Annotated in this window: 20 protein-coding genes and 1 tRNA gene; 10 read left to right on the plus strand and 11 right to left on the minus strand. The window is 60.8% G+C overall.

Annotation, left to right across the window (positions count from 1 at the left end; all coding sequences use genetic code 11):
* Positions 1-7: 7 nt before the first annotated feature.
* The 5 genes from V7Q10_RS03555 to V7Q10_RS03575 all read left to right on the plus strand — a co-directional run bounded on the left by V7Q10_RS03555 (position 8) and on the right by V7Q10_RS03575 (position 4,941).
* A complete protein-coding gene (locus V7Q10_RS03555) occupies positions 8-568 on the plus strand; it encodes a tetratricopeptide repeat protein (RefSeq protein WP_333867669.1) in 561 nt (186 codons plus the stop codon).
* A gap of 21 nt (positions 569-589) precedes the next feature.
* Positions 590-3,442 carry a helicase-related protein gene (locus V7Q10_RS03560; RefSeq protein ID WP_333867670.1) on the plus strand — a complete coding sequence of 951 codons (2,853 nt, stop codon included), beginning with the start codon at positions 590-592 and terminating at the stop codon, positions 3,440-3,442.
* A complete protein-coding gene (locus V7Q10_RS03565) occupies positions 3,443-3,760 on the plus strand; it encodes an RNA-binding S4 domain-containing protein (protein WP_333867671.1) in 318 nt (105 codons plus the stop codon). It begins immediately after the preceding gene.
* A gap of 49 nt (positions 3,761-3,809) precedes the next feature.
* Positions 3,810-4,148: a ferredoxin FdxA gene (fdxA, locus tag V7Q10_RS03570; RefSeq protein WP_333867672.1), complete on the plus strand. Its 339-nt coding sequence runs from the start codon at positions 3,810-3,812 to the stop codon at positions 4,146-4,148.
* 283 nt (positions 4,149-4,431) lie between these two features.
* Positions 4,432-4,941, plus strand: a complete 510-nt coding sequence (locus tag V7Q10_RS03575) for a CarD family transcriptional regulator (protein ID WP_333867673.1) — start codon at positions 4,432-4,434, stop codon at positions 4,939-4,941.
* Between the two features lie 47 nt (positions 4,942-4,988).
* Here V7Q10_RS03575 and V7Q10_RS03580 read toward each other — a convergent pair whose 3' ends face one another.
* The 3 genes from V7Q10_RS03580 to V7Q10_RS03590 all read right to left on the minus strand — a co-directional run bounded on the left by V7Q10_RS03580 (position 4,989) and on the right by V7Q10_RS03590 (position 11,459).
* A complete protein-coding gene (locus tag V7Q10_RS03580; protein ID WP_333867674.1) occupies positions 4,989-6,974 on the minus strand; it encodes a cation:proton antiporter domain-containing protein in 1,986 nt (661 codons plus the stop codon).
* Positions 6,975-7,169: 195 nt separating this feature from the next.
* Positions 7,170-9,926 (minus strand): hypothetical protein, encoded by a 2,757-nt coding sequence (locus V7Q10_RS03585; RefSeq protein ID WP_333867675.1) that lies wholly within the window; start codon positions 9,924-9,926, stop codon positions 7,170-7,172.
* Between the two features lie 246 nt (positions 9,927-10,172).
* Complete coding sequence (locus V7Q10_RS03590; protein ID WP_333867676.1) at positions 10,173-11,459, minus strand: O-acetylhomoserine aminocarboxypropyltransferase/cysteine synthase family protein; 1,287 nt, start codon at positions 11,457-11,459, stop codon at positions 10,173-10,175.
* 212 nt (positions 11,460-11,671) lie between these two features.
* Between V7Q10_RS03590 and V7Q10_RS03595 the strand changes: the two genes are divergently transcribed.
* A complete protein-coding gene (locus tag V7Q10_RS03595) occupies positions 11,672-12,085 on the plus strand; it encodes a VOC family protein (RefSeq protein WP_333867677.1) in 414 nt (137 codons plus the stop codon).
* Here the strand turns inward: V7Q10_RS03595 and V7Q10_RS03600 are convergent.
* Entirely contained in the window at positions 12,082-12,534 is a 453-nt protein-coding gene (locus V7Q10_RS03600; protein WP_333867749.1) for an Lrp/AsnC family transcriptional regulator, read from the minus strand. The two genes, V7Q10_RS03595 and V7Q10_RS03600, sit on opposite strands and share 4 nt — an antisense overlap.
* Positions 12,535-12,605: 71 nt before the next feature.
* Here V7Q10_RS03600 and V7Q10_RS03605 point away from each other — a divergent pair, with 71 nt between their 5' ends.
* On the plus strand, positions 12,606-13,199 hold the full coding sequence (locus V7Q10_RS03605) for a LysE family translocator (RefSeq protein WP_333867678.1): 594 nt from the start codon (positions 12,606-12,608) through the stop codon (positions 13,197-13,199).
* Here the strand turns inward: V7Q10_RS03605 and V7Q10_RS03610 are convergent.
* Together V7Q10_RS03610 and V7Q10_RS03615 are read right to left on the minus strand one after the other, a co-directional pair.
* Positions 13,196-14,185, minus strand: coding sequence for a hypothetical protein (locus tag V7Q10_RS03610; protein ID WP_333867679.1), 990 nt, complete (start codon positions 14,183-14,185; stop codon positions 13,196-13,198). The genes V7Q10_RS03605 and V7Q10_RS03610 overlap by 4 nt on opposite strands.
* Before the next feature lie 67 nt (positions 14,186-14,252).
* Positions 14,253-15,047, minus strand: coding sequence for a dimethylarginine dimethylaminohydrolase family protein (locus V7Q10_RS03615; RefSeq protein ID WP_333867680.1), 795 nt, complete (start codon positions 15,045-15,047; stop codon positions 14,253-14,255).
* A gap of 271 nt (positions 15,048-15,318) precedes the next feature.
* Between V7Q10_RS03615 and V7Q10_RS03620 the strand changes: the two genes are divergently transcribed.
* Complete coding sequence (locus V7Q10_RS03620) at positions 15,319-16,227, plus strand: LysR substrate-binding domain-containing protein (RefSeq protein WP_333867681.1); 909 nt, start codon at positions 15,319-15,321, stop codon at positions 16,225-16,227.
* Here the strand turns inward: V7Q10_RS03620 and V7Q10_RS03625 are convergent, their stop codons facing one another.
* From V7Q10_RS03625 to pobA, 4 genes are all read right to left on the minus strand, one after another.
* Entirely contained in the window at positions 16,228-17,541 is a 1,314-nt protein-coding gene (locus V7Q10_RS03625; RefSeq protein WP_333867682.1) for a TRAP transporter large permease, read from the minus strand.
* Complete coding sequence (locus V7Q10_RS03630; RefSeq protein WP_333867683.1) at positions 17,538-18,059, minus strand: TRAP transporter small permease; 522 nt, start codon at positions 18,057-18,059, stop codon at positions 17,538-17,540. The genes V7Q10_RS03625 and V7Q10_RS03630 overlap by 4 nt, the downstream gene beginning before the upstream one ends.
* 87 nt (positions 18,060-18,146) lie before the next feature.
* The gene (locus V7Q10_RS03635; protein ID WP_333867750.1) at positions 18,147-19,175 is read right to left on the minus strand and encodes a TRAP transporter substrate-binding protein; all 1,029 of its coding nucleotides are present in this window, start codon (positions 19,173-19,175) and stop codon (positions 18,147-18,149) included.
* 186 nt (positions 19,176-19,361) lie between these two features.
* On the minus strand, positions 19,362-20,531 hold the full coding sequence (pobA, locus tag V7Q10_RS03640; protein ID WP_333867684.1) for a 4-hydroxybenzoate 3-monooxygenase: 1,170 nt from the start codon (positions 20,529-20,531) through the stop codon (positions 19,362-19,364).
* Positions 20,532-20,605: 74 nt separating this feature from the next.
* Here pobA and V7Q10_RS03645 point away from each other — a divergent pair, with 74 nt between their 5' ends.
* The gene (locus V7Q10_RS03645; protein WP_333867685.1) at positions 20,606-21,511 is read left to right on the plus strand and encodes a helix-turn-helix domain-containing protein; all 906 of its coding nucleotides are present in this window, start codon (positions 20,606-20,608) and stop codon (positions 21,509-21,511) included.
* Positions 21,512-21,576: 65 nt separating this feature from the next.
* On the opposite strand, the gene V7Q10_RS03650 is transcribed toward V7Q10_RS03645, so the two are convergent.
* Positions 21,577-21,660 (minus strand) — tRNA-Tyr (locus V7Q10_RS03650).
* 134 nt (positions 21,661-21,794) lie between these two features.
* Here V7Q10_RS03650 and rlmB point away from each other — a divergent pair.
* Entirely contained in the window at positions 21,795-22,592 is a 798-nt protein-coding gene (gene rlmB / locus V7Q10_RS03655; RefSeq protein ID WP_333867751.1) for a 23S rRNA (guanosine(2251)-2'-O)-methyltransferase RlmB, read from the plus strand.
* Positions 22,593-22,740: the final 148 nt, after the last annotated feature.

A 22,740-nucleotide genomic window follows, 5' to 3' on the forward strand; every position in this document is an offset into this window, starting at 1 on the left:
TAGCCTTATGAAAGCGCATCTTGGGTTACACAATCGTATCGTTGCGGCACTTGTGCTGGTTTTTATGGCCGGCGCGCCTGCCTTTGGCCAGACCGCGACGCTGGATGATCTGTTTGCGCGGCTGAAAACCGCGGATGAGGCCGAATCACAGCGCATCACCCAAGACATCTGGATCGAATGGTCGAAATCGGGTTCGCCCGCGATGGATCTTTTGCTGGAACGCGGGCGCAATGCCATGGCCCAAGGCGCGCCAGAGGTGGCGATTGAACATCTGACCGCGCTGATCGACCACGACCCCGATTTTGCCGAAGGCTGGAATGCGCGCGCCACCGCCTATTATCAAACCGGAAATCTGGGGCCAGCCATTGCTGATATTGGCCAAGTGCTAACGCTGAACCCGCGCCATTTCGGCGCGCTTGCGGGTCTTGGCGCGATTTTTGAGGAATTGGACAAGCCAAGCGAGGCTTTAGAGGTTTATCGCGCCGCTCTCGCTATAAACCCGCATGCCGATGGGGTAGAGCAAGCCATTCGGCGAATCGAAACCAAGCTTCAGGGCAAAGACCTCTAACCCCGACCAAAGGCACAAGATATGAACGCGCACCACAGGGTGACGGCGGTCCTTGGGCCGACCAATACCGGAAAAACCCATTACGCGATTGAACGGATGCTGGGCCACCGCACGGGGGTGATCGGCCTGCCGCTGCGCCTGCTTGCGCGCGAGGTCTACGACCGCATCGTGGCCTCACGCGGGCCATCGGTGGTGGCGCTGATGACGGGCGAAGAGCGCATTGTGCCGGACCGTGCGCAATATTGGGTCTGCACCGTCGAGGCGATGCCCTTGGATATTGGCGCCGATTTTGTTGCGGTGGACGAGATCCAGCTTTGCGCCGACCCCGAGCGCGGTCATGTCTTTACCGACCGTCTGCTGCGCGCCCGCGGGCTGCACGAGACGCTGTTTATGGGCGCCGAAACCATGCGGCCTGCGATTGCGGGGCTGATCCAAGGCGTGCAGTTTCACAAGCGCGAACGCTTTTCCGAACTGACCTATACTGGGCAGAAAAAGATCAGCCGGATGCCGGAACGCTCTGCTATCGTTGGGTTTTCGGTGGAAAACGTCTATGCCATCGCCGAGCTGATCCGCCGCACCAAGGGCGGCTGCGCGGTGGTGATGGGGGCGCTCAGCCCGCGCACCCGCAACGCCCAAGTGGCAATGTATCAAAACGGCGAGGTTGATTATCTGGTGGCCACCGATGCCATTGGCATGGGGCTGAATTTGGATGTCAAACACATCGCCTTTGCCGCCACCTCGAAATTTGACGGCCGCCGGATGCGCGCACTTTATCCCCAAGAGCTGGCGCAGATCGCAGGCCGCGCTGGGCGCTATCAGGAAAACGGCACCTTTGGCGTGACGGGCGAGGTGCGCCCCTTGGACGAGGAAACCATCGAGGCGATTGAAGAGCATCGCTTTGACCCGATCCGCAAGCTGGAATGGCGCAACCACGCGCTGGAATTTGGCAGCGTTGATCGGTTGCTGCGCAGCCTTGAAGCGCCGACGCAAAACAAATGGCTGGCGCGTGCGCGTGATGCCGATGACGTGCTGGCGCTGAAATATCTGATCGAATTGCCCGAGGTGCGTGACAAGTTAAACACACCCCAGCGGATTAAATTGCTTTGGGATGTCTGCCGCGTGCCCGACTTCCGCAATGCCTCGGGGGTCGAGCATGTCACGCTTTTGGCGCGGATTTTCGACTTTTTGACCGGACGCGGGCTTGCGCAGACCCGAATCCCTTCAGAATGGCTGGAAAAAGCCATCGCGCGCATTGATAAAGCCGGCGGCGACATTGATACCATCTCGAAACGGCTGGCCTATATTCGCACCTGGACCTATGTTGCACAGCGCAAAGGCTGGGTAGAGAACGAAAGCCATTGGCGTGACGAGACGCGCGCTGTAGAAGACCGATTGTCAGACGCGTTACACGCGGCACTGACGCAACGATTTGTTGACCGGCGCACATCTGTGCTGATGCGGCGGTTGAAGCAGAAGGAGACCCTCGTGGCCGAGGTGAATGACAAGGGCGAAGTAACTGTAGAGGGCGAATTCGTTGGCCGTCTTGAGGGGTTCCGTTTCCAACAGGATGCGACCGCCTCTTCGGAAGAGGCGCATACCCTGCGCCAGGCAGCGATTGCGGCATTGAAACCAGAATTCCACCTGCGGGCGGATCGGTTCTACAATGCCCCCGATACCGAATTGGATTTCACCGAGCAGGGGGGCCTGATGTGGGGCACCACCGCGATGGGGAAACTGGTCAAGGGTGGCGATATCGTCCGCCCTGTGGTCGAGGCTTTTGTCGATGACGAAGCCGGCCCCGATGTCGCGGACAAAGTGCGCCGGCGCTTGCAGCATTTCATCGACCGCAAGATTGCTGCGGGGTTTGACCCTTTGCTGGCGATGGGGCGTGACGAGACGCTGACCGGGCTTGCGCGCGGCTTTGCCTTTCGTTTGGCCGAAGGTTTGGGGGTTATCCCGCGCGATATGATCGCAACCGAGGTCAAGGATCTGGACCAAGAGGCGCGCGGCGCGCTGCGCAAACATGGCGTGCGCTTTGGTCAGTTTACCATCTTTTTGCCCGCGCTGCTGAAGCCCGCGCCAACCCGTCTGCGGCTGGTGCTGTGGTCTTTGTGGAACGGTTTGGATGAATTCCCTGAAAGCCCGCCTCCGGGTCTGGTGACCATCCCCAATATCGCCGCTGTGCCGACGATGCATTACACGCTTGCAGGCTATCACCCCGCAGGCGCGCGTGCGATCCGCATCGACATGCTGGAACGTCTGGCCGATATTTTGCGCACCAAAGACAGCCGTGCGGGCTTTGAAGCCACGCCCGACATGCTGTCGATCACTGGTATGACGCTGGAACAATTCAGCGATCTGATGGGCGGTCTGGGCTATAAGGGCGAAAAGGCTGAACGGCCAAAGGTCAAGGCCGCACCGGTTCCGGTTGCCGTCGATCCCAACGCGCCGATCCAGCCGATCACCGAAGAAGAATCGGCTTTCGTGCATCCCGACCCCGAAGCCGTGGCCGAGATGGAGGCCTATTACACCTTCACTTGGGCGCCAAAGCCGCGTGCGCGTCCTGAGCGTAGTCCGCGCCCCGAGCGCAGCCCGCGTCCAGAAGGCACGGCACGCGCTGACACCGCCCCGCGCGGTGACAGGCCTGCGCGCGAGCCGCGCAAAGACGGCGACGCCCCGCGTGGCCCGCGCCCCGAGGGCAAACGTCCCGAAGGCAAGCGCGATCACGCCAAGGGCGGCAAGCCGCAAGGCAAGGGTGGCGCGCGCGACGACCACAAGCCGAAAACCTACGAACAGCGCCCACCGCGCGCTGAAAAGCCGATCGACCCCGACAATCCCTTCGCCGCTTTGATGGCGCTGAAGGCCAAGCTCTGATTGGCGGGGCCAAGCGCCAAGCCTGATCCATTTGTCCAGCCGCGTGTGCGGTTGGACAAATGGCTTTGGGCGGCGCGGTTCTTTAAATCACGGGTGCTGGCGGCCGATCTGGTGGCCTCGGGGCATCTGCGCCTGAACAGTCAGCCCTGCCGCAAATCGGCGCATGGCGTGCATCTGGGTGATGTGCTGACCTTTCCTCAGGGCCGCCAAATCAGAGTGGTGCGGGTGCTTGCCTTGGGCGAAATCCGTGGCGCTGCGGCCCAAGCCCAACAGATGTACGAAGATCTCGTGCCTGCGACCGATCCACCGCTTGAATGATGCGGCTGGCTTTAGTAACCAGACTTTGCGGAAATAGGAGCCTGCCCCCATGACCTATGTGGTGATCGACAACTGCATTGCCTGCAAATACACCGACTGCGTCGAAGTCTGCCCCGTGGATTGTTTTTACGAGGGCGAGAACATGCTGGTGATCCATCCAGATGAATGCATTGACTGCGGCGTTTGTGAACCCGAATGCCCTGCCGATGCCATTCGGCCCGATACCGAGCCTGATATGGACGCTTGGGTGACTTTTAACCGCAAGTATTCCGAAATGTGGCCGGTGATCGTCACCAAAAAAGACCCGCTGCCAGAGGCCGAGGCGCGCGATGGCGAAACCGGCAAGAAAGAGAAATACTTCTCTGAAGCCGCAGGCTTGGGCGGCTGATCTGCGCCTGATTCGGCCTACTTTGCTGTGATCACCTCTGGGCTTTTGGGAAAGCTGATATAGAACAACGCCTTGCCGCGAATCTGTTGCGATATGCGGCAGTTGGAATCAGTGGTTTTTTGTGTTACACTGATTTCACAAACAAACACGGACGCTTGTAACAGACCCCTTTGCTGCCTGCTTCAGGGTCACATTCCATAGAAAAACCCGATGCCTCGCTGGAATATTTCTAGCGACGTTGGCTTTTTGCGTGGAACAGGGGTCTAGCCGAGGAAATGACTGAATGACCAAATCGAAGAAGCCTGACTTCCGCCCGAATGAATTCGTAGTTTATCCGGCGCATGGTGTTGGCAAAATCGTCTCTATTGAAGAGCAAGAGATCGCAGGTCTCGTGCTGGAACTCTTTGTGATTTCCTTTGAAAAAGACAAGATGACGCTGCGGGTTCCGACCCATAAGGCGACAGATGTCGGCATGCGCTCGCTCTCGACCCCCGATGTGGTGACCAAGGCTTTGGACACGCTGAAGGGCAAGGCCCGCGTTAAGCGTGCGATGTGGTCGCGCCGCGCGCAGGAATACGAGCAAAAGATCAACTCGGGCGACCTGATGGCGATTGCAGAGGTCGTGCGCGACCTGCACCGCTCGGACGATCAGCGCGAACAGTCCTATTCCGAACGCCAGCTTTATGAAGCTGCACTCGAGCGGTTGACCCGTGAAGTTGCTGCGGTTTCGGGCGTGGATGAGGCCGGCGCGCAGAAAAAAGTCGGCGACGTATTGGTTGGCCGCGCAGCCTGATCGGCTGAGACATGCGAAAAACGGCGGTCCTGCGGGGCCGCCTTTTTTTATGCTTCGGGCTTGGTGGCGGGGCTTGGTTCGGCCAATATCTGCGGGCTGTCTTCGGGTGCCGCTTCGGGCGCGCCCTCGTCCAGATCGTCTTCGGGGGCCATCAGGCTGACGTCATGCAGCTCTTCCATCAGGGCGTTTTCCAGATCGCGGTCCAATTGTTTGGCGCGTTCAACATAGGCCTCGTTCAGATAGACTGGCTGCCCCGGCACCCAAGCCTTGGCCAGATCGCGCATCGCAGCGCGGTCGATGCGGAAATAGGCTTGGCTGACCTTTGCAGCCTCGTATTCCGAAAATCCCATGTTTTCCAGAACATAGCGCCCCGCTCGGATCGAGCTGTCAAAGGTTTCGCGGACGATGTCATTGGCACCGGCCTGATATAATTCATAGACATGCACGCGGTCGCTGGCGCGGGCGACGATGTGAATATCGGGCCTGCGCGAGCGGGCATAGCGCACAATCCGCGTGCAGGTGTCGCGATCATCCACCGCCACCACAATCACCTGTGCCTCGCCCAGACCTGCGGCCTCTAGCAATTCGGGGCGTGCGGGGTCGCCGAAAAACCCCTGCACGCCAAAGCGGCGCATGGTTTCAATGGTTTGCATATCGCTGTCCAAAACCACGGTCGGAATGCCAGAGGTGCGCACCAAGCGGTTGACCACCTGACCAAACCGCCCAATCCCCGCGACAATCACCTGACCCTTGGCGGTGATCTCATCGGGGGCTTGCGTGGGTTTGGCGGGGGCAAAGCGTTTGCTGAGATAATCATAGCCGATGAACAGCAAAGGCGTCAGCAGCATCGACAGGCTGATCACCAAAAGCGCCATCTGCCCTGCCGCCAGCGGCAAGGCGCGTTCCGAGCGCGCAAAGCTGACCAGTAGAAAGCCAAACTCGCCGCCCTGCGCAAGGCTAAGTGAAAACAGCCAGCGGTCTTGCGGCTTAAGCTTGAACGCAAAGGCAATCACCAACAAAATCAGCGCCTTGATCAGCATCAGGCCCAGCGTCAGCCCCAGCACGGTAAAGGGCTGGCGCGCCAACATGCCAAAGTTGATCCCCACCCCCACCGTCATGAAAAACAGCCCCAGCAGCAGGCCTTTAAAGGGTTTCAGATCGGCCTCTAGCTGATGGCGAAACTCCGAGTTGGCCAGAACCACGCCTGCCACAAAAGTGCCCAAAGCGGGCGAGAGGCCGACCAGCATCATCAAAAACGCAATCCCCAGCACCATCAGCAAAGAGATAAAGGTGCTCATCTCGGGCAATTTGGCGGCATGGACAAAGCGAAACACCGGCCGGCTTAGGTAATGGCCCGCCAAAACAATGCCCACAACGATGGCAATGGTGACCAAGGTCGCAGCCCAGCCCGGCAGCGATTGCACCAAAGTCATCAGCGGTTCGGCCGCGCTTTCCACCGCAGGGGCGGCGGTGTCCGGATTGACGATGCCAAATTGCGCCGAACTTGGGCCTTGGTATTCCGGCAGGGTCAGCAGCGGGATGATCGCCAGCATCGGGATCACCGCGATGTCTTGCGTCAGCAGGACCGAAAACGCCGAGCGCCCGCCTTGGGTGCGCATCAGGTTCTTTTCTGACAGCGTTTGCAACACGATAGCGGTCGAGGACAGCGCTGCCATCATTGCCAGGATAAGCGCGACCGAAGGGGTATGTTCAAACCAGATCAGCAGGCCATAGGCCGCCACCATGGTGCCAATCACCTGCGCGCCGCCCATGCCAAGCAGCTTGTGCCGCATCTCCCACAGGGTTTTCGGTTCAAGCTCCAGCCCGATCAGAAACAGCATCAAAACCACGCCGAATTCGGCAAAATGCTGCAAATCACTGGTTTCGGTGCCCGCAAGCCCCAAGATCGGCCCCATCAGAATGCCCGCCGCCAGATAGCCCAGCACCGAGCCAAGCCCCAGCCGCACCGCCAAAGGCACCACCAGAACCGCGGCGCCTAGGTAGATCGAGGCTTGGAACAGGAAACTTTCCATCAGTCACTTTCGTTAGGGGACACCGCGGCCGCGAAAGGCGCTTTTTGTCCCGATGGGGATTGGACAGAGTGTCCCGCATGGCAGGCTGGGCCGCAAGCGGATTGCACGATGAAAATATCTTAGCAGGCTTAAAGATCTGTCACTTTGCTGTCAGGTCCCAAGGTGCGACCCATGGACTGCCGCCGATGGCACAGCCTAATACTTGGGCATCGCCAGTGCGATCAGCCGATTGCCCTTTTGATAACGCACTTCGGTTGGCGTGATCGCCGCCACCCGCCCGCCGTCAATGCTGTCGCCGACCCTGACTTTTTTGTAGCGGCCATTGGATTGGCGCACCAAAGCATAGCGGCTGGATTGGGTGCCATAGACGCCGATCAGATTCGTCTGCGACATGTTGAGCGCGTTCTTATAGGTCGCCTGCTTGGCTACGGTGGTGCGCAGTGGTGTCTTTTGAGTCGAGGCCACGACCTCGGGTTCGCCATCGGCTTCGGGGGCTGCGGGTTGCTGTGCAATCCCTGCGGTCGAACTTGCCAGCGCCGCATCGGGTTGCAGCATGGCCGAGGCAATGGCCGCTTCAACAGCCCGGCTCATATCACGCGGGCGGGCAGCAGGTTTGCGGCTGATTGCAACGGCTTGTGGGCTGGCGCTTGCGGGTGTCAGCAGCGAGGCTGCGCTGGAGAGGGTTGCCGCCGCACTGGCCTGCCTTGCGGTTTCGCCTGCTGCCAGCACCTGCTGTGGGCGCGGCTGCGGGCGCAGACCGGCAAGGCGGCTGCCGGCCTCGGGAGCAAGCGAGCCCTGATCTGCGGGGCGTGCGGGCACCAGATTGGCCGGACGCGGTTTGGGCAGTTTTCCGGCAAGCGCTGGGTCGGCAAAGGCGATGGCGGGCACGGGCACCGGCACGGCGGCGGCGGCCAAAGCCGCGGCGGCAGGAAGGTCGGTGGGCGCAGCTGTCAGGGGGCGCTCGGCGGGAACCAAGGGGGGACGGCCGGCCCGCAGCATAACGCCCTCGGGCGTGATGATCCCCTCGGGGGTGGGGCGGATGCTGCCATTCTCGGCAAATTGATAAACCGTGCCAAAGGGTGGTGGTGCAGCCTGTGCGACCGGCATCGTATCGCCGCTCGTTTCGGGCAGCGGCAGCGACAGCGGGTCGGGCGCAGTCGGCGGCGCATCCATCGCGGCAAGGTAGATTTCATCCTGCATACCAAGCGAGGCTGCGGCCACAGGTGCTGTTTGTTCGATCAAAGGCGCATCGGCGCGGTCTTGCGGAGAAGGGTCAAGCGCCGGCGTGGCCTGCCCGTCGGCAATCGCCTCGGAATCTTGCAGATCGGCCGCGATTTCATCAGCGGCATCGGACACAGCCTGTGCCGTTTGGGCCAGATCAGGCGTGGCAATGGCTTCGGGGGCGGCACCTGCGGTTTGCACAGCCTCGGTCTGCGCGGGCTCGGGCAGGTCTGGGGCGGTGTTCCAAGCCCCCAAGGAATAAGAGGACCATGCCGCCACCATTGCTAACAAAAACAGCAAAACCACGGTCAGGATCAAGCCAAGGTAACGCGGCTTGCCCCGCACCGGTTTGCGCAGCGCAAAGCCGCCGGGGCCCTTTGGCAAGGCTTTGCGCGCTTCGGGGGCGGCGGCCAGTGTGGCTGCGGCATTGGCGGAAGCCGCCGGCAGCTCGACCTTTTGCCGCTTGGCGGCATTTGCGGTGGCGGTGGCGGCGCTGCTTAAGGCACCGATACCGCGTTTGGCCAGACCTGCGGCCTTCGGCGCGGCGGCGGCTTTGGCAGCCGGACGGCTGCTGGCGCGCAGGCTGGGCGCGGCACCAAGCGAGGGCGCTTTGCCTGCTGCCGCTGTGGCATCAACCCGACGGCTGCTAAAGCCCATCAACCCAGAGACCGCAGGTGTGACGGGCTGTGGATCGTCAATCGTGGTCTCTGTCACCCGCGCGGATTTGCCCGAGAGGGCGGCGCGAATGATGTCAGCGCCTTGCGGCTCGTCGTCTGACCCTTCGTCGGGCGCAACATCCAGCGCCATCGGGGCCTCGTCGATATCAAGCAGGCTGGCGGGGCTGGCCAAAGGCGGCTGGGCGATGGGCTGGGCCAAAGTGTCGCCCAAACGCGCGATCAGCTCGCGGTCGGTGGCGGCATCGGTGGCCGGTGGGGCAGGGCGCGCGGCGGCCAGCGGTTGGCTTGACGGGGCCGGCAGATCAAGCTGCGGCTGCACGGGCTGCGGTGCTTGCTCGGGTGCGGCGGGGGCCTCGGGGGCTTGGACCGCGGCTGCGGTCTCGGGGGCAGGCGCAGGCTCGGGTGCGGCTGCGATTTCAGGCGCGACAACAGGGGCCGCTGCGGCTGCGATTTCAGGCGCTTGTGCTGGTTCAGGCTGGGGTGCGGGCTCTGCCTCGGGCGCGGCAGGCGGCTGCGCGATGGCCACGGCCTCTTTGTCACGCTCGACCTTTTTGCCGGCGCCAAGATAGTTTTCCGCTCCAGTTGTCATGCCAAACCAAGGCTCGCCGCGGATCTCGGCCATTTCTGGCACCGCGACGAAAGACACCGGATTAAAGCGATGCTCGACCGCAAAAGCCTCGGCCTCGGCCAGCGTTTCCTTGGCGATCACCGCAACGATCACCTCGGGCCCCTCGCCCAGAATGTCAAAGGCCAGATCGGCGACCTCATAAGGGGTGCGGCCTTCCAGCGCCTTGGTCACTTGTGCCAGCCGCTCGGCCGCAGTTGGGCCAGGGGCTGTGACGCGGGTGTAAAGGATCTGCTCGTTGGGGATAATCAGCTTGCTTGTCAGAGACTTGGGCGAAAGCCCCAGCGCAGTCGAGCGCAGATAGGTCAGCGCCTCGGGCAGATCGGGGGTGTCAAGCGCAACCTTGCCCAGCAACTGCCAGCCAACGGCAGAACGGTGCAACAGGCTGACAGAGTCATTTCGGAAGTCGAGGGCGAAAGCTGGTTTCATGTCACGGGTCTAGCACAAGAGGAAGGCCTGCGGGAACACAGCCCAGAATAGCTTCCTTCGTATAGCAGGAATTCGCCGAAGAAAAGAAAAAGCCAAGTTTTTCGCGGTTTTCCGCCCAGACCTTATCCCAGACCGCCCAGAGCCCCGATGCGAGGCCTTTGGCGGGGGGGGCTTATGGGGAAAACGGCCCTAATACCAAAGGCTTTCCCCTCGCAGTCCATCCGCGAGGGGAGGTCTTGACCCGCCTTAAGCGGTCGCAGCCGTCAGCGCCTGATCCAGATCGGCGATGATGTCGCGCACATCTTCGATGCCGATGGACAGACGTACCACATTTGGCGCGGCCCCGGCCTTGATTTGCGCAGCCTCATCCAATTGGCGGTGGGTGGTCGAGGCGGGGTGGATGATCAAACTGCGGGTATCGCCAAGGTTGGCGACATGGCTGAACAGCTTGAGGCTATCGACCAGCTTGACGCAAGCGTCATAGCCGCCCTTGACCGAGACCGTGAACAAAGCCCCCGCACCCTTTGGCAGCATCGACAGCGCGCGGTGGTTATAGGGCGAAGATTTCAGGCCGGCATAGGTGACAGCCTCGACCCGCGGGTCTTGCTCGAGGTATTGCGCCACGGTCATGGCGTTTTCGACATGGCGCTGCATGCGCAGCGACAGCGTCTCGATCCCCATCAGGGTGTAATGCGCGCCCTGTGGGTTCATCGTCATGCCCAGATCGCGCAGACCCACGGCGATGGAATGGAAGGTAAAGGCCATCGCCCCCAAAGCGCCGTGAAAGTTCAGCCCGTGATAGGCGGGTTCTGGCTGCGACAGGCTGGGGAATTTGTCGTTCTTCGACCAATCGAACTTGCCGCTGTCAACCACAACGCCGCCGGTGACCGTGCCGTTGCCGGTCAGGTATTTGGTGGCCGAATGCACCACCAGCGTCGCGCCATGCTCGATCGGGCGGCACAGATAGGGCGTGGCGGTGGTGTTATCGACGATCAGCGGAATGCCCGCCTGATCGGCGATCCGCGCCAGCGCGTCCAGATCGGTGACATAGCCGCCGGGGTTGGCGATGGTTTCGCAGAACACCGCGCGGGTGTTTTCATCAATCGCATGTTCGACCGCCAGCAGATCGTCGGTATCGACGAATTTCGCCGACCAGCCGAATTTGCGGATGGTATTGGCAAATTGCTGGATGGTGCCGCCGTAAAGCCGCGACGAGGCCACCACATTGCAACCCGGCTGCATCAGCGGAAACAGCGCCATCAGCTGTGCGGCATGGCCCGACGAGCAGCAGACAGCCCCCGCCCCGCCCTCAAGCGCTGCGACCCGATTGGCTAAGGCCGAAACGGTCGGGTTGGTCAGGCGCGAATAGATATAGCCAACCTCTTGTAGGTTAAACAATTTCGCCGCGTGATCGGCATCGCGAAACACATAGGCGGTGGTCTGATAGATCGGCACCTGCCGCGCGCCAGTGGCCGGATCAGGCTCTGCGCCAGCATGAACGGCAAGGGTGTCAAAACCAAGAGTGGTGCTCATCGGGTCCTCCAAGGGTGATTTGGCTGCAAGACTATGCGATCAAATCGCCACGGGCAAACGCTATTGCTGGAAGGAAACACTGCGATAGATTGCAATATCAATATGTTATGCTTGAAGACCGCAGGTCTGGCTTTGTGCTGTTGGGCGCGTGCCTTTCGCCTTGCGCCCCGGCCCAGCCTTGTTAGCATCATGCAACCCCAAAGGAGCCCGCGATGCTGACGCCGTTTCACCTTGCCCTGCATGTGACTGATCTTGACGAGGCACGCAGCTTTTACGGCGGCACCTTGGGCTGTGCCGAGGGGCGCAGCACCGAGACTTGGGTCGATTTCAACTTTTTCGGCCATCAACTTAGCCTGCATCTGGGCAGGCCCTTTGCCACCACAAACACCGGCAAAGTGGGCGCGCATCTGGTGCCGATGCCGCATATGGGGCTGGTGCTGCATCTGCCAGACTGGCGCGCCTTGGCGGACCGTCTGCTTGCCGCGGGTGTTGATTTTGTGCTGCCGCCTTCGGTGCGCTTTGAGGGCGAGCCGGGCGAGCAATGGACGATGTTTTTCCGTGACCCATCGGGAAACCCGATTGAGATCAAGGGCTTTCCCAGCCTAGACGGCGTGTTTGCGCATTAGGCGCGCTCGTCTTTCGGGCTGTCCATCACAACATAGCTGGTGATGGATTGCACCTGCGGCAGCACGCCCAAAACCTCGGCATGAAAGAATTTATAGCTGGCCAGATCGCGCGCCTCGACCCGCAACAGATATTCGACGGTTCCGGTGATATTATGGCATTCGCGCACCTGCGCCGCGCGCGAGATGGCGCGTTCAAAGGCCTCTTGCGCGGCTTTGGTGTGGCTGTTCAGCCCAACGGTGACATAGGCCACAAAGCTGATGCCCAGCTTGGCCGGGTCAAGCACAGCGCGGTAGCCCTTGATCACCCCAGCCGATTCCAGCGCTTGCACGCGGCGCAAACAGGCTGAGGCCGAAAGCCCAACCTTTTGCGCCAGATGCAGGTTCGACTGCGAACTGTCGCGCGACAGCTCGCGCAATATTTTATGATCTATGGCGTCAAAATTGGACATTTGTTGCAAATATTGCTGCTTTATCGCGGCATTTGCAATCTTTTTCTGCCGCGTTCTGCAATACTGCCGCGATGACATATGATCTTTTCATTGGCCTTTTGGGCTTTGCCTTTGTCACCTCGGTCACGCCGGGGCCGAACAATATGATGCTGCTGGCCTCGGGGGTGAACTTTGGCCTGCGCCGCAGTTTGCCGCATATGCTGGGCATTTCGCTGGGCCATAGCCTGATGGTGTTTCTGGTCGGTTTGGGGCTGGCGGGGGTGATCCATTCGGCACCGCAAGCGCTGATCGTGCTGAAGCTGGCTTCGGTCAGCTATATGCTTTGGCTGGCGTGGAAAATCGCCCATTCGGCGGCGCCAAAGGGGGCGCAAGTCGGGGGCAAGCCGTTCAGCTTTTTGCAGGCTGCGGCGTTTCAGTGGGTCAACCCCAAGGCTTGGGCGATGGCGTTGGGGGCGACCTCGGCCTATGCGCCCGAGGGCACGGTGCAAGCCGCCGCTTTGGTGGCCTTGGTGTTTGCCTGCGTCAATTTCCCCTCGGTCTCGGTCTGGGCGGCGATGGGCGAGGGCTTGCGCGGCTGGTTGGCGGTGCCTGCGCGCTTGCGGGCGTTTAATTGGACGATGGCAGCCCTTTTGGTCGCCTCGCTCTTGCCGGTGCTGCGGCTTTAGCGCAGCCAATAGCCCTCGCGTTTCAGCACAAAACGAATGGCGCGCTCGCGTTTGGGCAGATCGGCCTGATCGAACAGCGCCCGCACTTTCTTGCCGCGATTTTGATAGACCATCAGCTTGACCTGTTCGTGTTCGCGCAGCAGCTTGCGCATCTCTTTGGGCGCGCAAATCTGTTCAAGCATCGCCACGGCGCTGTCGCTTTCGCGGGCATAAAGCAGCGGCAAGCTGCGATAATGGCAGGTGACATCGCTGTCCAGGCCTGCAAGCTCTGGCCCCGGCCTGCCGCCGCCCAGACTGCTGATCACCAAAGGCAAGGCGATCTGGTCCAGCCAAGGGTAAAGCTCCTGGCCGATCATGGCAGGCGGTGGCGCGTCGCGCAAAGCGATTGCATAGGTCAGAAACCGCTTGGCAAAGACGCGCGGGCTGGCGTGGAAAAACCAGCCGGCATTAAAATAAAGATAGCGTTGCCAATAGCCTTCGGGCTGGCTGAGATCCAAACTGGCGGCAAAATCCAAGTCAAAGTGGTTGTAAAGCTCTTGCCAAATCTCGCCAATATCGGGGCCGTAAAGACTGGGGATTGGCCATGTGCCTTCGCGCCGCATCGAGGCCGAGGGACGGTTGAAATCAAAGCCCAAGCTGCCCAGATCACCCAGCAGAAGCGTATCTGTGTCAAGAAACAAAAACGGCGCCTCGGGCAGCAGGGCGACAGCTTCGATCTTATTGCCATGCGGGTAGTCTTGGCCAAAGACCTGTGCTTCAAAGGGCAGAAACTCGGCCCCCAGATCCCGCAGCGCCGCGCGTATTTCAGGGTTGGACACTGCGGGATTGCGCTTCCATTTGCCGCCCTGCTGCGGTTCAGCCAGATAAAGCTTGCCTTGAAAATCGGGATTGCTGGCACGCAGACTTGCGGCCAAAAGCAGCGCCTCGTATTGCAACCGCCCCGATTGCACCACAGCAAGAATGTTAAAAACAGGCGCTTTACTCATAAAACTCTCAATAGCTGCAAAACTGTCCGCGTAACTTAGCGCGCAACGATGCCCGACAAAAGCCCGATCACGGCTGCGGGGTGAAGCGTAAAGATAGGCAGGACATGCCGCCATCCAATTTGGCACATTCCGAATTGCCAATCTGCACGACTTTGAACCCCGCCTCGGTCAGCCGTGCCATGGTGCGCGCAAAGCCCGCCGGCGCGATCACGGCATCATTAAAGCGAATGGTATTGGCGCAGGCCTCTTCGCCCTCGGCCACCTCGATGACGCGGTAGCCCTCAAAACAGCCCGAGGCCGCCAGTCTGCGGGTCGCAAGCACGGTATCTGCATCCAAAAGCGAGCAGTCGGTTTTGAAATGCAGCACGCCCTCTGGCGTGATGACCTCGCGCAGCCGGTGGCCCCATGGGCTGATCAGCGCCGCCAGTTCCGCAATCCCCGCCGCATTGGTGCGCGCCGAGCGGCCGACCAGAACCTCGTGCCCTGTCACCAGAATATCGCCGCCCTCGATAAAGCTGTCAGCGCCGCTGATCTGGACGGTTTGGCGGTAAAGTTGCGCCAGATGCGGCGCCATCTCGGCCGCCTCGCCCAAGCGCGACGGCGCGCCCGGCCGCATGATTACAGCGCCTTCGGGCAGGCAAAGGGCGGTGTCTTCGACAAAGACAGAATCAGGATAGGCGGGCAGGGCGTCCAGCTCGATCACCTGCGCCCCGGTCGCACGCAGGGCTGCGATGTAGTCGCTATGATGTTGCAGCATCAGCGCAAAATCCGGCGCGCCAAGATCGACAGCGCGCAGACCTGCCACCACCTCGGGGCTGGGCTTGCGGGTGATGGCGTGGCTGAATTGGTATGAGTGTGACATGGCGTCCCCCTTCCCCTAGGCCTAGCAAGGTAAACTGCGCGCAACAAACAAAAAATAGCGGCCAAAGCTGAAGCTTGTGCGAAAGGCAGCGCGTCAAGGCGGCCGCCGTAGCGTGCAAGCCGCTGACACCGCCCCAAGCGCCAGTTTAAGCGGGGTATGGTGCCTGAAAGTGGCACGGGGCGGCGATAGCGCTTGTATCTTCTTTGCGCCTTTCGATAGCTTGAACGCAGGCAGAGTTGCTGCTGCAAAACAGGGGGCTGTAGATACCGCGATGATTATGCACCCTGCAATCAAACTGCGTCACATCCGCGCTTTTCTAGATATTGCGGCATCGGGCAATCTGTCTTCGGTCGCGGCGGTGCAGGGGGTGACGCAACCGGCGCTGTCGCGCAGTCTGGCCGAGTTAGAGGATTTGCTGGGAGCCAAGCTGTTCTTGCGCGAAAAACGGCGGCTGGTTCTAAGCGAACAGGGTGCGCTGTTTCGCCATCATGCCAGTCTGGCGTTGCAATCGCTTGAGGCAGGGGCGATTGCCTTGCTGCCCGATGCCAATGGCGGAAGCCTTCGGGTTGGGATTTTGCCCACCGTGGCCGCGCGGCTGTTTCCGCGTGTGGCCTTGCAGTTCACCGCGCTGCACCCGCGCCTGACGCTGAAGATCGAGACCGGTCCGCATGGCTATTTGCTGGGCCAATTGCGGGCGGGCGCCTTGGATATGATGCTGGGCCGCATGCCTGATCCAGGAGAAATGGCGGGGCTGACCTTTGCTCATTTGTATGAAGAAGACATCGTTCTGGTTGCGCGCAAGGGCCATCCTTTGGCCGAGGCGCCTTTGGCGCAGCTGCTGCAATCTTGTCCGGTCATCTTGCCGCCTGAAGGGGCTGTGATCCGCCGCGCGGTAAATGATTATCTGTCGGTTTTGGGGCTGACTGGTTTGCGGGCCTCGGTCGAGACGGTGGCTTTGGCGGTGGGGCGGGGGATTCTGGCGGCCTCTGACAGCCTTTGGTTCATCTCACGCGGGGTGGTGGCCGATGAGTTGGACCGTCAAGCATTGATCGAAATCCCCACCGGAGTGCGGTTTTTGTCGGGGGCTGTCGGGGTCACGCGGCTGCAAGCCCAAGCCAGCAACCCCGCGACCGAACAGCTTCAGCGCCTCTGCCTGCAAGAGGCGGCAGCTGCTCCCTAGTCAGCGCACCAAAAACAGCGTGATCGCGGGGAAAGCCACCAACAAAACCACGCGTGCCAAGTCGGTGAGAACAAAATACATCACCGCGCGATAGGTGTCGCGCATCGGCGTGCTGCGGTCGATGGCATGGATCACAAACAGATTCATCCCCACAGGCGGGGTAATCATGCCCACCTCCACCACAATCAGCACCAAAATCCCGAACCAGATCGCCATCAGATCAGGGCTCATCCCGAAATCCAGTGCCAGCATGACGGGAAAGAAAATCGGAATCGTCAATAAGATCATCGACAGGCTGTCCATGATACAGCCCAGCAGCAGATAGATCAGCAGGATGCAGACCAGCACAAACCAGGGGCCAAAGCCTTGGCCCACGATCCACTGCGAGACAATCTGCGGCATCTGGGTCAGCGCCAGAAAGGCGTTGAAAAATCCCGCGCCCAGAACGATCAGAAAGATCATCGCCGTTCCCGAAGCGGTGGCCAGCAAGGCGGCTTTGAGGCGCGGCCAATCTAGCCCGCCCGCAGTCCAAGCAATCAGACCCGTGCCCAAGGCCCCTACCGAGGCGCCCTCAGTCGGGTTGAAAATGCCGGTATAGATGCCGCCCACCACCGCCACAAAAATCAGCGCCACTGGCCAGACCTTGCGCAGCGCGGCAAAGCGCGCGCGGTATGGCAGCCGTGGCAGGCTGCCGGCAGAGTCGGGATGGATGCGCACATAAAGCGCAATAACCAGCATATAGCCCAAAGCGGCCAGAATGCCGGGCACAAAGGCGGCAAGGAACAGCTTGGCGATATTGGTTTCGGTCAGGGTTGCATAGATCACCAGCACCACCGAGGGCGGGATCAAAATGCCCAAAGTGCCGCCTGCTGCAAGGGTGGCAACCGAAAGCCCGCCGGAATAGCCGGCGCGGCGCAGCTCGGGCAGGGCGACCTGCGCCATTGTGGCCGCTGTCGCCACCGAGGAACCGCAGATCGAGCCAAAGCCCGCGCAGGCGCCCACCGCAGCCATCGCCGTGCCGCCCTTGCGGTGACCTAGCCAAGCCTCGGCGGCTTTGAACAAGGCCTGGCTCATCCCGCCCAGCCCCGCCAAATGCCCCATCAACAAGAAAATCGGCACGATCGAAAGCGAATGGCTGGCAAAGGTGCTGAAGGTCTCGGTTTTGAACTTGGACAGAATGATATTGGGGCTGCCGGTGACAGCCCACATCCCCGCCACGCCGACCAGCAGCATCGCCAGTCCAATCGGCGCGCGCAAGAAGATCATCGCCAGCAGACAAGGAAAGGCCAAAAGCCCGAGTTCAAGATTGCTCAATGGTTCGCCCCCGCAATCGCGCGCGTTGCTTTGCCAGTCCAGGCGGCCAGCACGCGGTCATAGGCCGACCAAAGCCCCACAATCACCCCGACACCAGCTGGAACCAGCGCGGCCAGGTAAGGCCACCATATAGGAATCGCCAGCAGCATCGAGATTTCATGATTGCCCAGCTTGCCTAGAAAACCGTGATAAAGCCGCCAGGCGATAAAGATCACCGTTGCGGTCAGTGCCAGCTCCCACAGCGCCAAGACGATCAAATTGGCCCGCTCTCCCATGCCCGAGGTAAAGACATCCACCGTCGCATGGCCTGAAACCAGCTGGCACAGCGGTAAAAAGCAAAAGATGCAAAAGGCGATGGTCATCTCGGTGATCTCGTAATCGCCCGGGATAGGGCCAAGACCGGCAAAGACAAAGGCGCGGCCCAGCACACTGACCACCGTCATCACAATAATCGCGACAAGGGTCACCCCGCCGATCAAGGCCGTTGCATTGGCCAAAGCATAAGCCAGATTTCGCATGATCCCCCCCCCGCGCAGCTTCCAGATCGCACCAAAAAAGACACCGCACCCAAGGCCTGAGCCCGGGTGCGGTGCAAACAAGCCGGACTACTGCGCCAGCAGCGTTTGGGCGTCGTTCAAAATCGCCTGACCGTCAAAACCCGCGGCGGCAGTTTCGGCGATCCAAGCTTCATAGGTGGGCTTTGCGGCCTCTTCCCAAACCGCCGATTGCGCGGCGTCCAACTGGATGATGTTATTGCCAAGATCGATGGCAATCTGGCGGGCCTTGGCATCGGCCTCTTGGCTGAGTTTCCCCGCAAGCGCCGAGAATTCCAGCCCCGAGTTGGCATCAATCACCGCCTTAAGGTCGTCGGGCAGAGCGTTGTATTTCTCTTTGTTCATCGCAATCAAAAACGCGCCGACATACATCGCCTTGCCGGTGAATTCGGTGTGGTTTTTGACCAATTCGGCCACTTTCAGGCCGCCCGTGACTTCCCATGGCAGCATGGTCGCATCGATCACACCTTTGGACAGCGCTTCGGGCACGGCCGGCACGGGCATGCCCACCGCCGTGGCACCCAGGGCTGTGACCATCATATTTGTCACCCGCGTTGGCGCGCGCAGCTTGACGCCTGCCAGATCGGCGGGGGTGGTGATGGGTTTGGCGGAATGGAACAGGCCGGGGCCATGGGTGAACAAGGCCAAAACCTTGTAATCGGCATATTCGGTGTCGAACATATATTTTTCGCCCAGCTGGTAAAGCGCGCGCGAAGCAGATTCGGCGTCATTCACCAAAAATGGCAGCTCGATCACCTCGGTGCGCGGGAAGCGACCAGGCGTATAGCCGGGTAGGGTCCAGATGATATCTGCCACGCCATCTTTGACCTGATCGACCAATTCTGGTGGCTTGCCGCCCAGCTGCATGGCGGGGAAATGTTCAAAGGCAATGCGCCCGCCCGACTCGGCACTTATCTTATCCATCCATGGCTGAAGCACCAGCGCGGGCACAGGCGCCTGCGCGGGCAGCATCTGGTGCAGTTTCAAGGTAACCTCTTGCGCCAAGGCCGCCCCAAGCCCCAAACCGCTGGCCAGCACCGAAGCCCCCAGCAAGCGGGCAAACGTCGTGGATAGTGACATCATAAAATCCTCCCTGATATTATTCTGCTTTCTAAGGTCGAGCCTTTTTCAAACGTCGCCACCAAACTCCCCGTATGGCGCAGACAGACCCACCCCTCTGAGCCTGTTCTAATCTCTGCTGTTTCGCAACGATAATGCAAAACTTGCCCAAATGCATAACCAAAGCGGTATGAAGTCGGTCCGGCGCTAATAGGGCAGGCCGCAGTAGCTTTCGGCCAAAAGCTTGCGCGCCTCTGCCGAGGCGGCCAGTGTCTCAAGCCCAACCCGTTGAATGCGTAGGTCAAAGGCGCTTTGATCGGGGAACTGATGCAGCATCGTGGTCATCGACCAAGAAAAGCGCATGGCTTGCCAGACCCGCGCCAGCGCTTCCGCGCCATATTGGGCCAAAGCCGCACCATCGCCTTGCAAAAGCTGCGCTTTGAGCGCGCGCGAGAGGTAAAACACATCCGATGCAGCCAGATTAAGCCCCTTTGCGCCAGTGGGCGGCACGATATGGGCGGCGTCGCCGCACAGAAACAAGCGGCCCCATTGCATCGGCTCGCAGACAAAACTGCGCAGCGGCGCGATGCTTTTTTCAATCGAAGCACCGCGCACCAAGGTCTTGGCAACTTCGGCGGGCAGGCGGGCGCAAAGCTCGTCCCAAAACGCCGCATCCGACCAATCTTCCACCTTATCGGTCAGTGGCACCTGAATGTAATAGCGCGATAGATTGCGGTTGCGCATCGAGGCCAAAGCAAAGCCGCGCTGGTGGTTGGCATAGATCAACTCCTCATGCGCGGGCGGGGTCTGTGACAAAATCCCAAGCCAGCCAAAGGGATAGACCTTTTCAAACTCGCGCCGCACCTCGGCTGGAATGCTGGGTCGGCTGACGCCGTGAAAGCCATCGCAGCCGGCAATGAACTGGCACTCGAGCCGCTGGTGCTGCCCCTCATGGGTAAAGCTGACAAAGGGCGCATCGCTTTGCACATCATGCAAGACCACATCTGCCACGCCGTGCAAGATCCGCGCGCCCAAGGCGTCTTGGGCAGTATAAAGATCGCGCGTGACCTCGGTTTGGCCGTAAACCATCACCTGTTTGCCGCAGCTTTCGACAAAATCTATCCGAATGATCTGATCGTCTGACGACAGCAAACAGCCGTGGTGGGGGATGCCTTCAGCCTGCATCCGCGCGCCAACGCCCGCCTCTTGCAGCAGCTGCACCGTGCCTGATTCCAGCACGCCTGCCCGGATCCGCGACAACACATAATCGCGCGATTGCCGTTCCAGAACCACGGTGGAAATCCCCGCTTTCATCAGCAATTGCGACAACAACAGCCCCGCAGGCCCGCCGCCAATGATGGCCACATCGGTTTTCATTCTTGCCCCTCCTTTGCCGCGTAATGCCTTTGGTTTTCTTGCCCAAGGTGTAAAGGCGCCCCCCGCTTGGGGGAATGGACAGGGCGCGCAACTTCTGGCACTTTTCGGACATGCGCGCCTCTGCCCCCACATTGCAAACCACCCCGATTCCGATCTGGAGCCTTTACGGCGAAAGCCGGGATTTTCCCGATGTTTTGCACATAGAAACCATCCGCGCGCGGGCGGCAGAGCTGGATTGGCAGATCGCGCCGCATCGTCATGCCCATTTGCACCAAGTCTTTCTGATCACCACTGGTGCTGTGCAAATGTCGATTGATGGCGCGCCGCGCCAGCTGACCCCGCCGTTCTTGCTGACCCTGCCGGCGGGGGTGGTGCATGGCTTTCGCTTTGCCAAGGGCACACAGGGTTGGGTGCTGACGGTGCCGGTGCAAACCCTGCCCGAAATGCTCTCGGCTTCCGCGCCAGTCTCGGGCTTGGCGCAGGCCGGAGTTTTGCCTGTCACCGCCGAGATGACGGCGCTGTTTCAGCGCATCGCCGCTGAACATGCCAGCACGCAAACGGCGCGTGCCACAATGCTGCGCGCGCTGGCCTTGCAGGTGGCCTGCCTTGCGCTGCGCGGATTGGATGCCGCCCAGCCCGCAGCCGCGCGCCCGCAAGATGCCCGTTTTGCGCAGTTTCAAGATCTTCTAAGGCAACACTTGCGTGCGGCTTGGGGGGTTGAGGCTTATGCTCGGGCGCTCTCGGTCTCGCCGCGGCATTTGTCGCGCATCTGTCATGCGGCCACCGGCCAGACTGCCGCCGCGCTGATCGAGCAGGCGACCCTGCGTGAGGCCTGTCGGCTGTTGGTCTATACCCGCGCCTCGGTCGCATCTATCGGCTATGGGCTGGGCTATGATGATCCGTCCTATTTCTCGCGCGCCTTTCGGCGTGTGATCGGGCGTGCGCCAAACCGTTATCGCGCCGATTTTGACAAAGCCTGACGCGCTTGGCCAAAACACCAAGCCGCCCCGCAGGGCATTGATTTCACAACAAGGAAAGAAGGATATGGTGGGCGACCCTGGAATCGAACCAGGCGTGAGTCACCTCGGCGGAGTTACAGTCCACTGCCGCACCTTGCAGCGCGTCGCCCAACATGAGAGGGGGATTACCGAAAGCGCTGGGGGGCGTCAAGAGGTGCCGATGGAAATTCCGCATCTGCCCCACTTGCGCCCAAGCTTGGCTTTGCGCATTGTCGGCGCTTGCGAGAATAAGGGTGATAAAGACATGTCGGGTGATAAGAAACCGTCTTGGGTGGTAGATAAAGAGCGTGCGCGCCGTGCCGAGGCGCGTGAAACAGTTTGGCTCTTTGGCCTGCATGCGGTGCGCGATGCGCTGATGAACCCCGCGCGGGAAAAAATCCGGCTGGTTGTCACCAAAAATGCACTTGATAAGCTGGAAGAGGCGGTCGCCGCCGCCGGCATTCAGCCCGAAATCGCCGATCCGCGCCGCTTTGATGTGCCCATCGATGAAGGCTCGGTCCACCAAGGTGCTGCGATGGAGGTCAAGCCGCTGAACTGGGGCAAGCTGGCTGATGTCGCGATCTCGGGCGAGGGCGCGCCTTTGGTGGTGCTGCTGGACCGGGTCACCGATCCGCATAACGTCGGCGCGGTTTTGCGCTCGGCCGAGGTGTTTGGCGCGCGCGCCGTGATCGCACCGCGTCACCATTCCGCGCCTGAAACCGGCGCTTTGGCGAAAACCGCCAGCGGTGCGCTTGAGCGGCAGCCTTATCTTAAGGTCACCAATCTGGCCGAGGCGATGGAAGAGCTGAAGGCCATGGGCTACCGCATGATCGGGTTGGACGGCGACGGCACGGTGGAATTGGGCGCTGCGATGGCCAGCGTTGGCACCCATCCGGTCGCTTTGGTTTTGGGCGCCGAAGGCCCGGGCCTGCGCGAAAAAACCCGCGAGACCTGCGATGTTATCGCGCGCATTCCCTTTGCCGGGGCCTTTGGCAGCCTGAACGTCTCGAATGCCGCGGCGGTGGGGCTTTATGCGGCCGCCACGCGTCATGACAAAGCCTAGGCGCGCTGGCCTTGGCCAAACCCGCTTGCAGCCTGTGCGTAATCACAAAGCTGCGAGCGCCCCTTATATCTTTGGTCAAAACGCCCATCTTGAAGACATGAGCTGCGGAAATGGAACCCCGCACCGCTTGTTTATTGTCCCTCGTTCC

Source organism: Cypionkella sp. (genome assembly GCF_036782355.1).
Taxonomy (GTDB): domain Bacteria; phylum Pseudomonadota; class Alphaproteobacteria; order Rhodobacterales; family Rhodobacteraceae; genus Cypionkella.

What these genes read in the sequence shown, in the direction of transcription:
- V7Q10_RS03555 (WP_333867669.1), top strand. Translation starts at nt 8, where the DNA reads ATGAAAGCGCATCTTGGGTTACACAATCGTATCGTTGCGGCACTTGTG.
- V7Q10_RS03560 (WP_333867670.1), top strand. Translation starts at nt 590, where the DNA reads ATGAACGCGCACCACAGGGTGACGGCGGTCCTTGGGCCGACCAATACC.
- fdxA (WP_333867672.1), top strand. Translation starts at nt 3,810, where the DNA reads ATGACCTATGTGGTGATCGACAACTGCATTGCCTGCAAATACACCGAC.
- V7Q10_RS03575 (WP_333867673.1), top strand. Translation starts at nt 4,432, where the DNA reads ATGACCAAATCGAAGAAGCCTGACTTCCGCCCGAATGAATTCGTAGTT.
- V7Q10_RS03580 (WP_333867674.1), bottom strand. Translation starts at nt 6,974, where the DNA reads ATGGAAAGTTTCCTGTTCCAAGCCTCGATCTACCTAGGCGCCGCGGTT.
- V7Q10_RS03585 (WP_333867675.1), bottom strand. Translation starts at nt 9,926, where the DNA reads ATGAAACCAGCTTTCGCCCTCGACTTCCGAAATGACTCTGTCAGCCTG.
- V7Q10_RS03590 (WP_333867676.1), bottom strand. Translation starts at nt 11,459, where the DNA reads ATGAGCACCACTCTTGGTTTTGACACCCTTGCCGTTCATGCTGGCGCA.
- V7Q10_RS03595 (WP_333867677.1), top strand. Translation starts at nt 11,672, where the DNA reads ATGCTGACGCCGTTTCACCTTGCCCTGCATGTGACTGATCTTGACGAG.
- V7Q10_RS03600 (WP_333867749.1), bottom strand. Translation starts at nt 12,534, where the DNA reads ATGTCCAATTTTGACGCCATAGATCATAAAATATTGCGCGAGCTGTCG.
- V7Q10_RS03605 (WP_333867678.1), top strand. Translation starts at nt 12,606, where the DNA reads ATGACATATGATCTTTTCATTGGCCTTTTGGGCTTTGCCTTTGTCACC.
- V7Q10_RS03610 (WP_333867679.1), bottom strand. Translation starts at nt 14,185, where the DNA reads ATGAGTAAAGCGCCTGTTTTTAACATTCTTGCTGTGGTGCAATCGGGG.
- V7Q10_RS03615 (WP_333867680.1), bottom strand. Translation starts at nt 15,047, where the DNA reads ATGTCACACTCATACCAATTCAGCCACGCCATCACCCGCAAGCCCAGC.
- V7Q10_RS03620 (WP_333867681.1), top strand. Translation starts at nt 15,319, where the DNA reads ATGATTATGCACCCTGCAATCAAACTGCGTCACATCCGCGCTTTTCTA.
- V7Q10_RS03630 (WP_333867683.1), bottom strand. Translation starts at nt 18,059, where the DNA reads ATGCGAAATCTGGCTTATGCTTTGGCCAATGCAACGGCCTTGATCGGC.
- V7Q10_RS03635 (WP_333867750.1), bottom strand. Translation starts at nt 19,175, where the DNA reads ATGTCACTATCCACGACGTTTGCCCGCTTGCTGGGGGCTTCGGTGCTG.
- pobA (WP_333867684.1), bottom strand. Translation starts at nt 20,531, where the DNA reads ATGAAAACCGATGTGGCCATCATTGGCGGCGGGCCTGCGGGGCTGTTG.
- V7Q10_RS03645 (WP_333867685.1), top strand. Translation starts at nt 20,606, where the DNA reads ATGGACAGGGCGCGCAACTTCTGGCACTTTTCGGACATGCGCGCCTCT.
- rlmB (WP_333867751.1), top strand. Translation starts at nt 21,795, where the DNA reads ATGTCGGGTGATAAGAAACCGTCTTGGGTGGTAGATAAAGAGCGTGCG.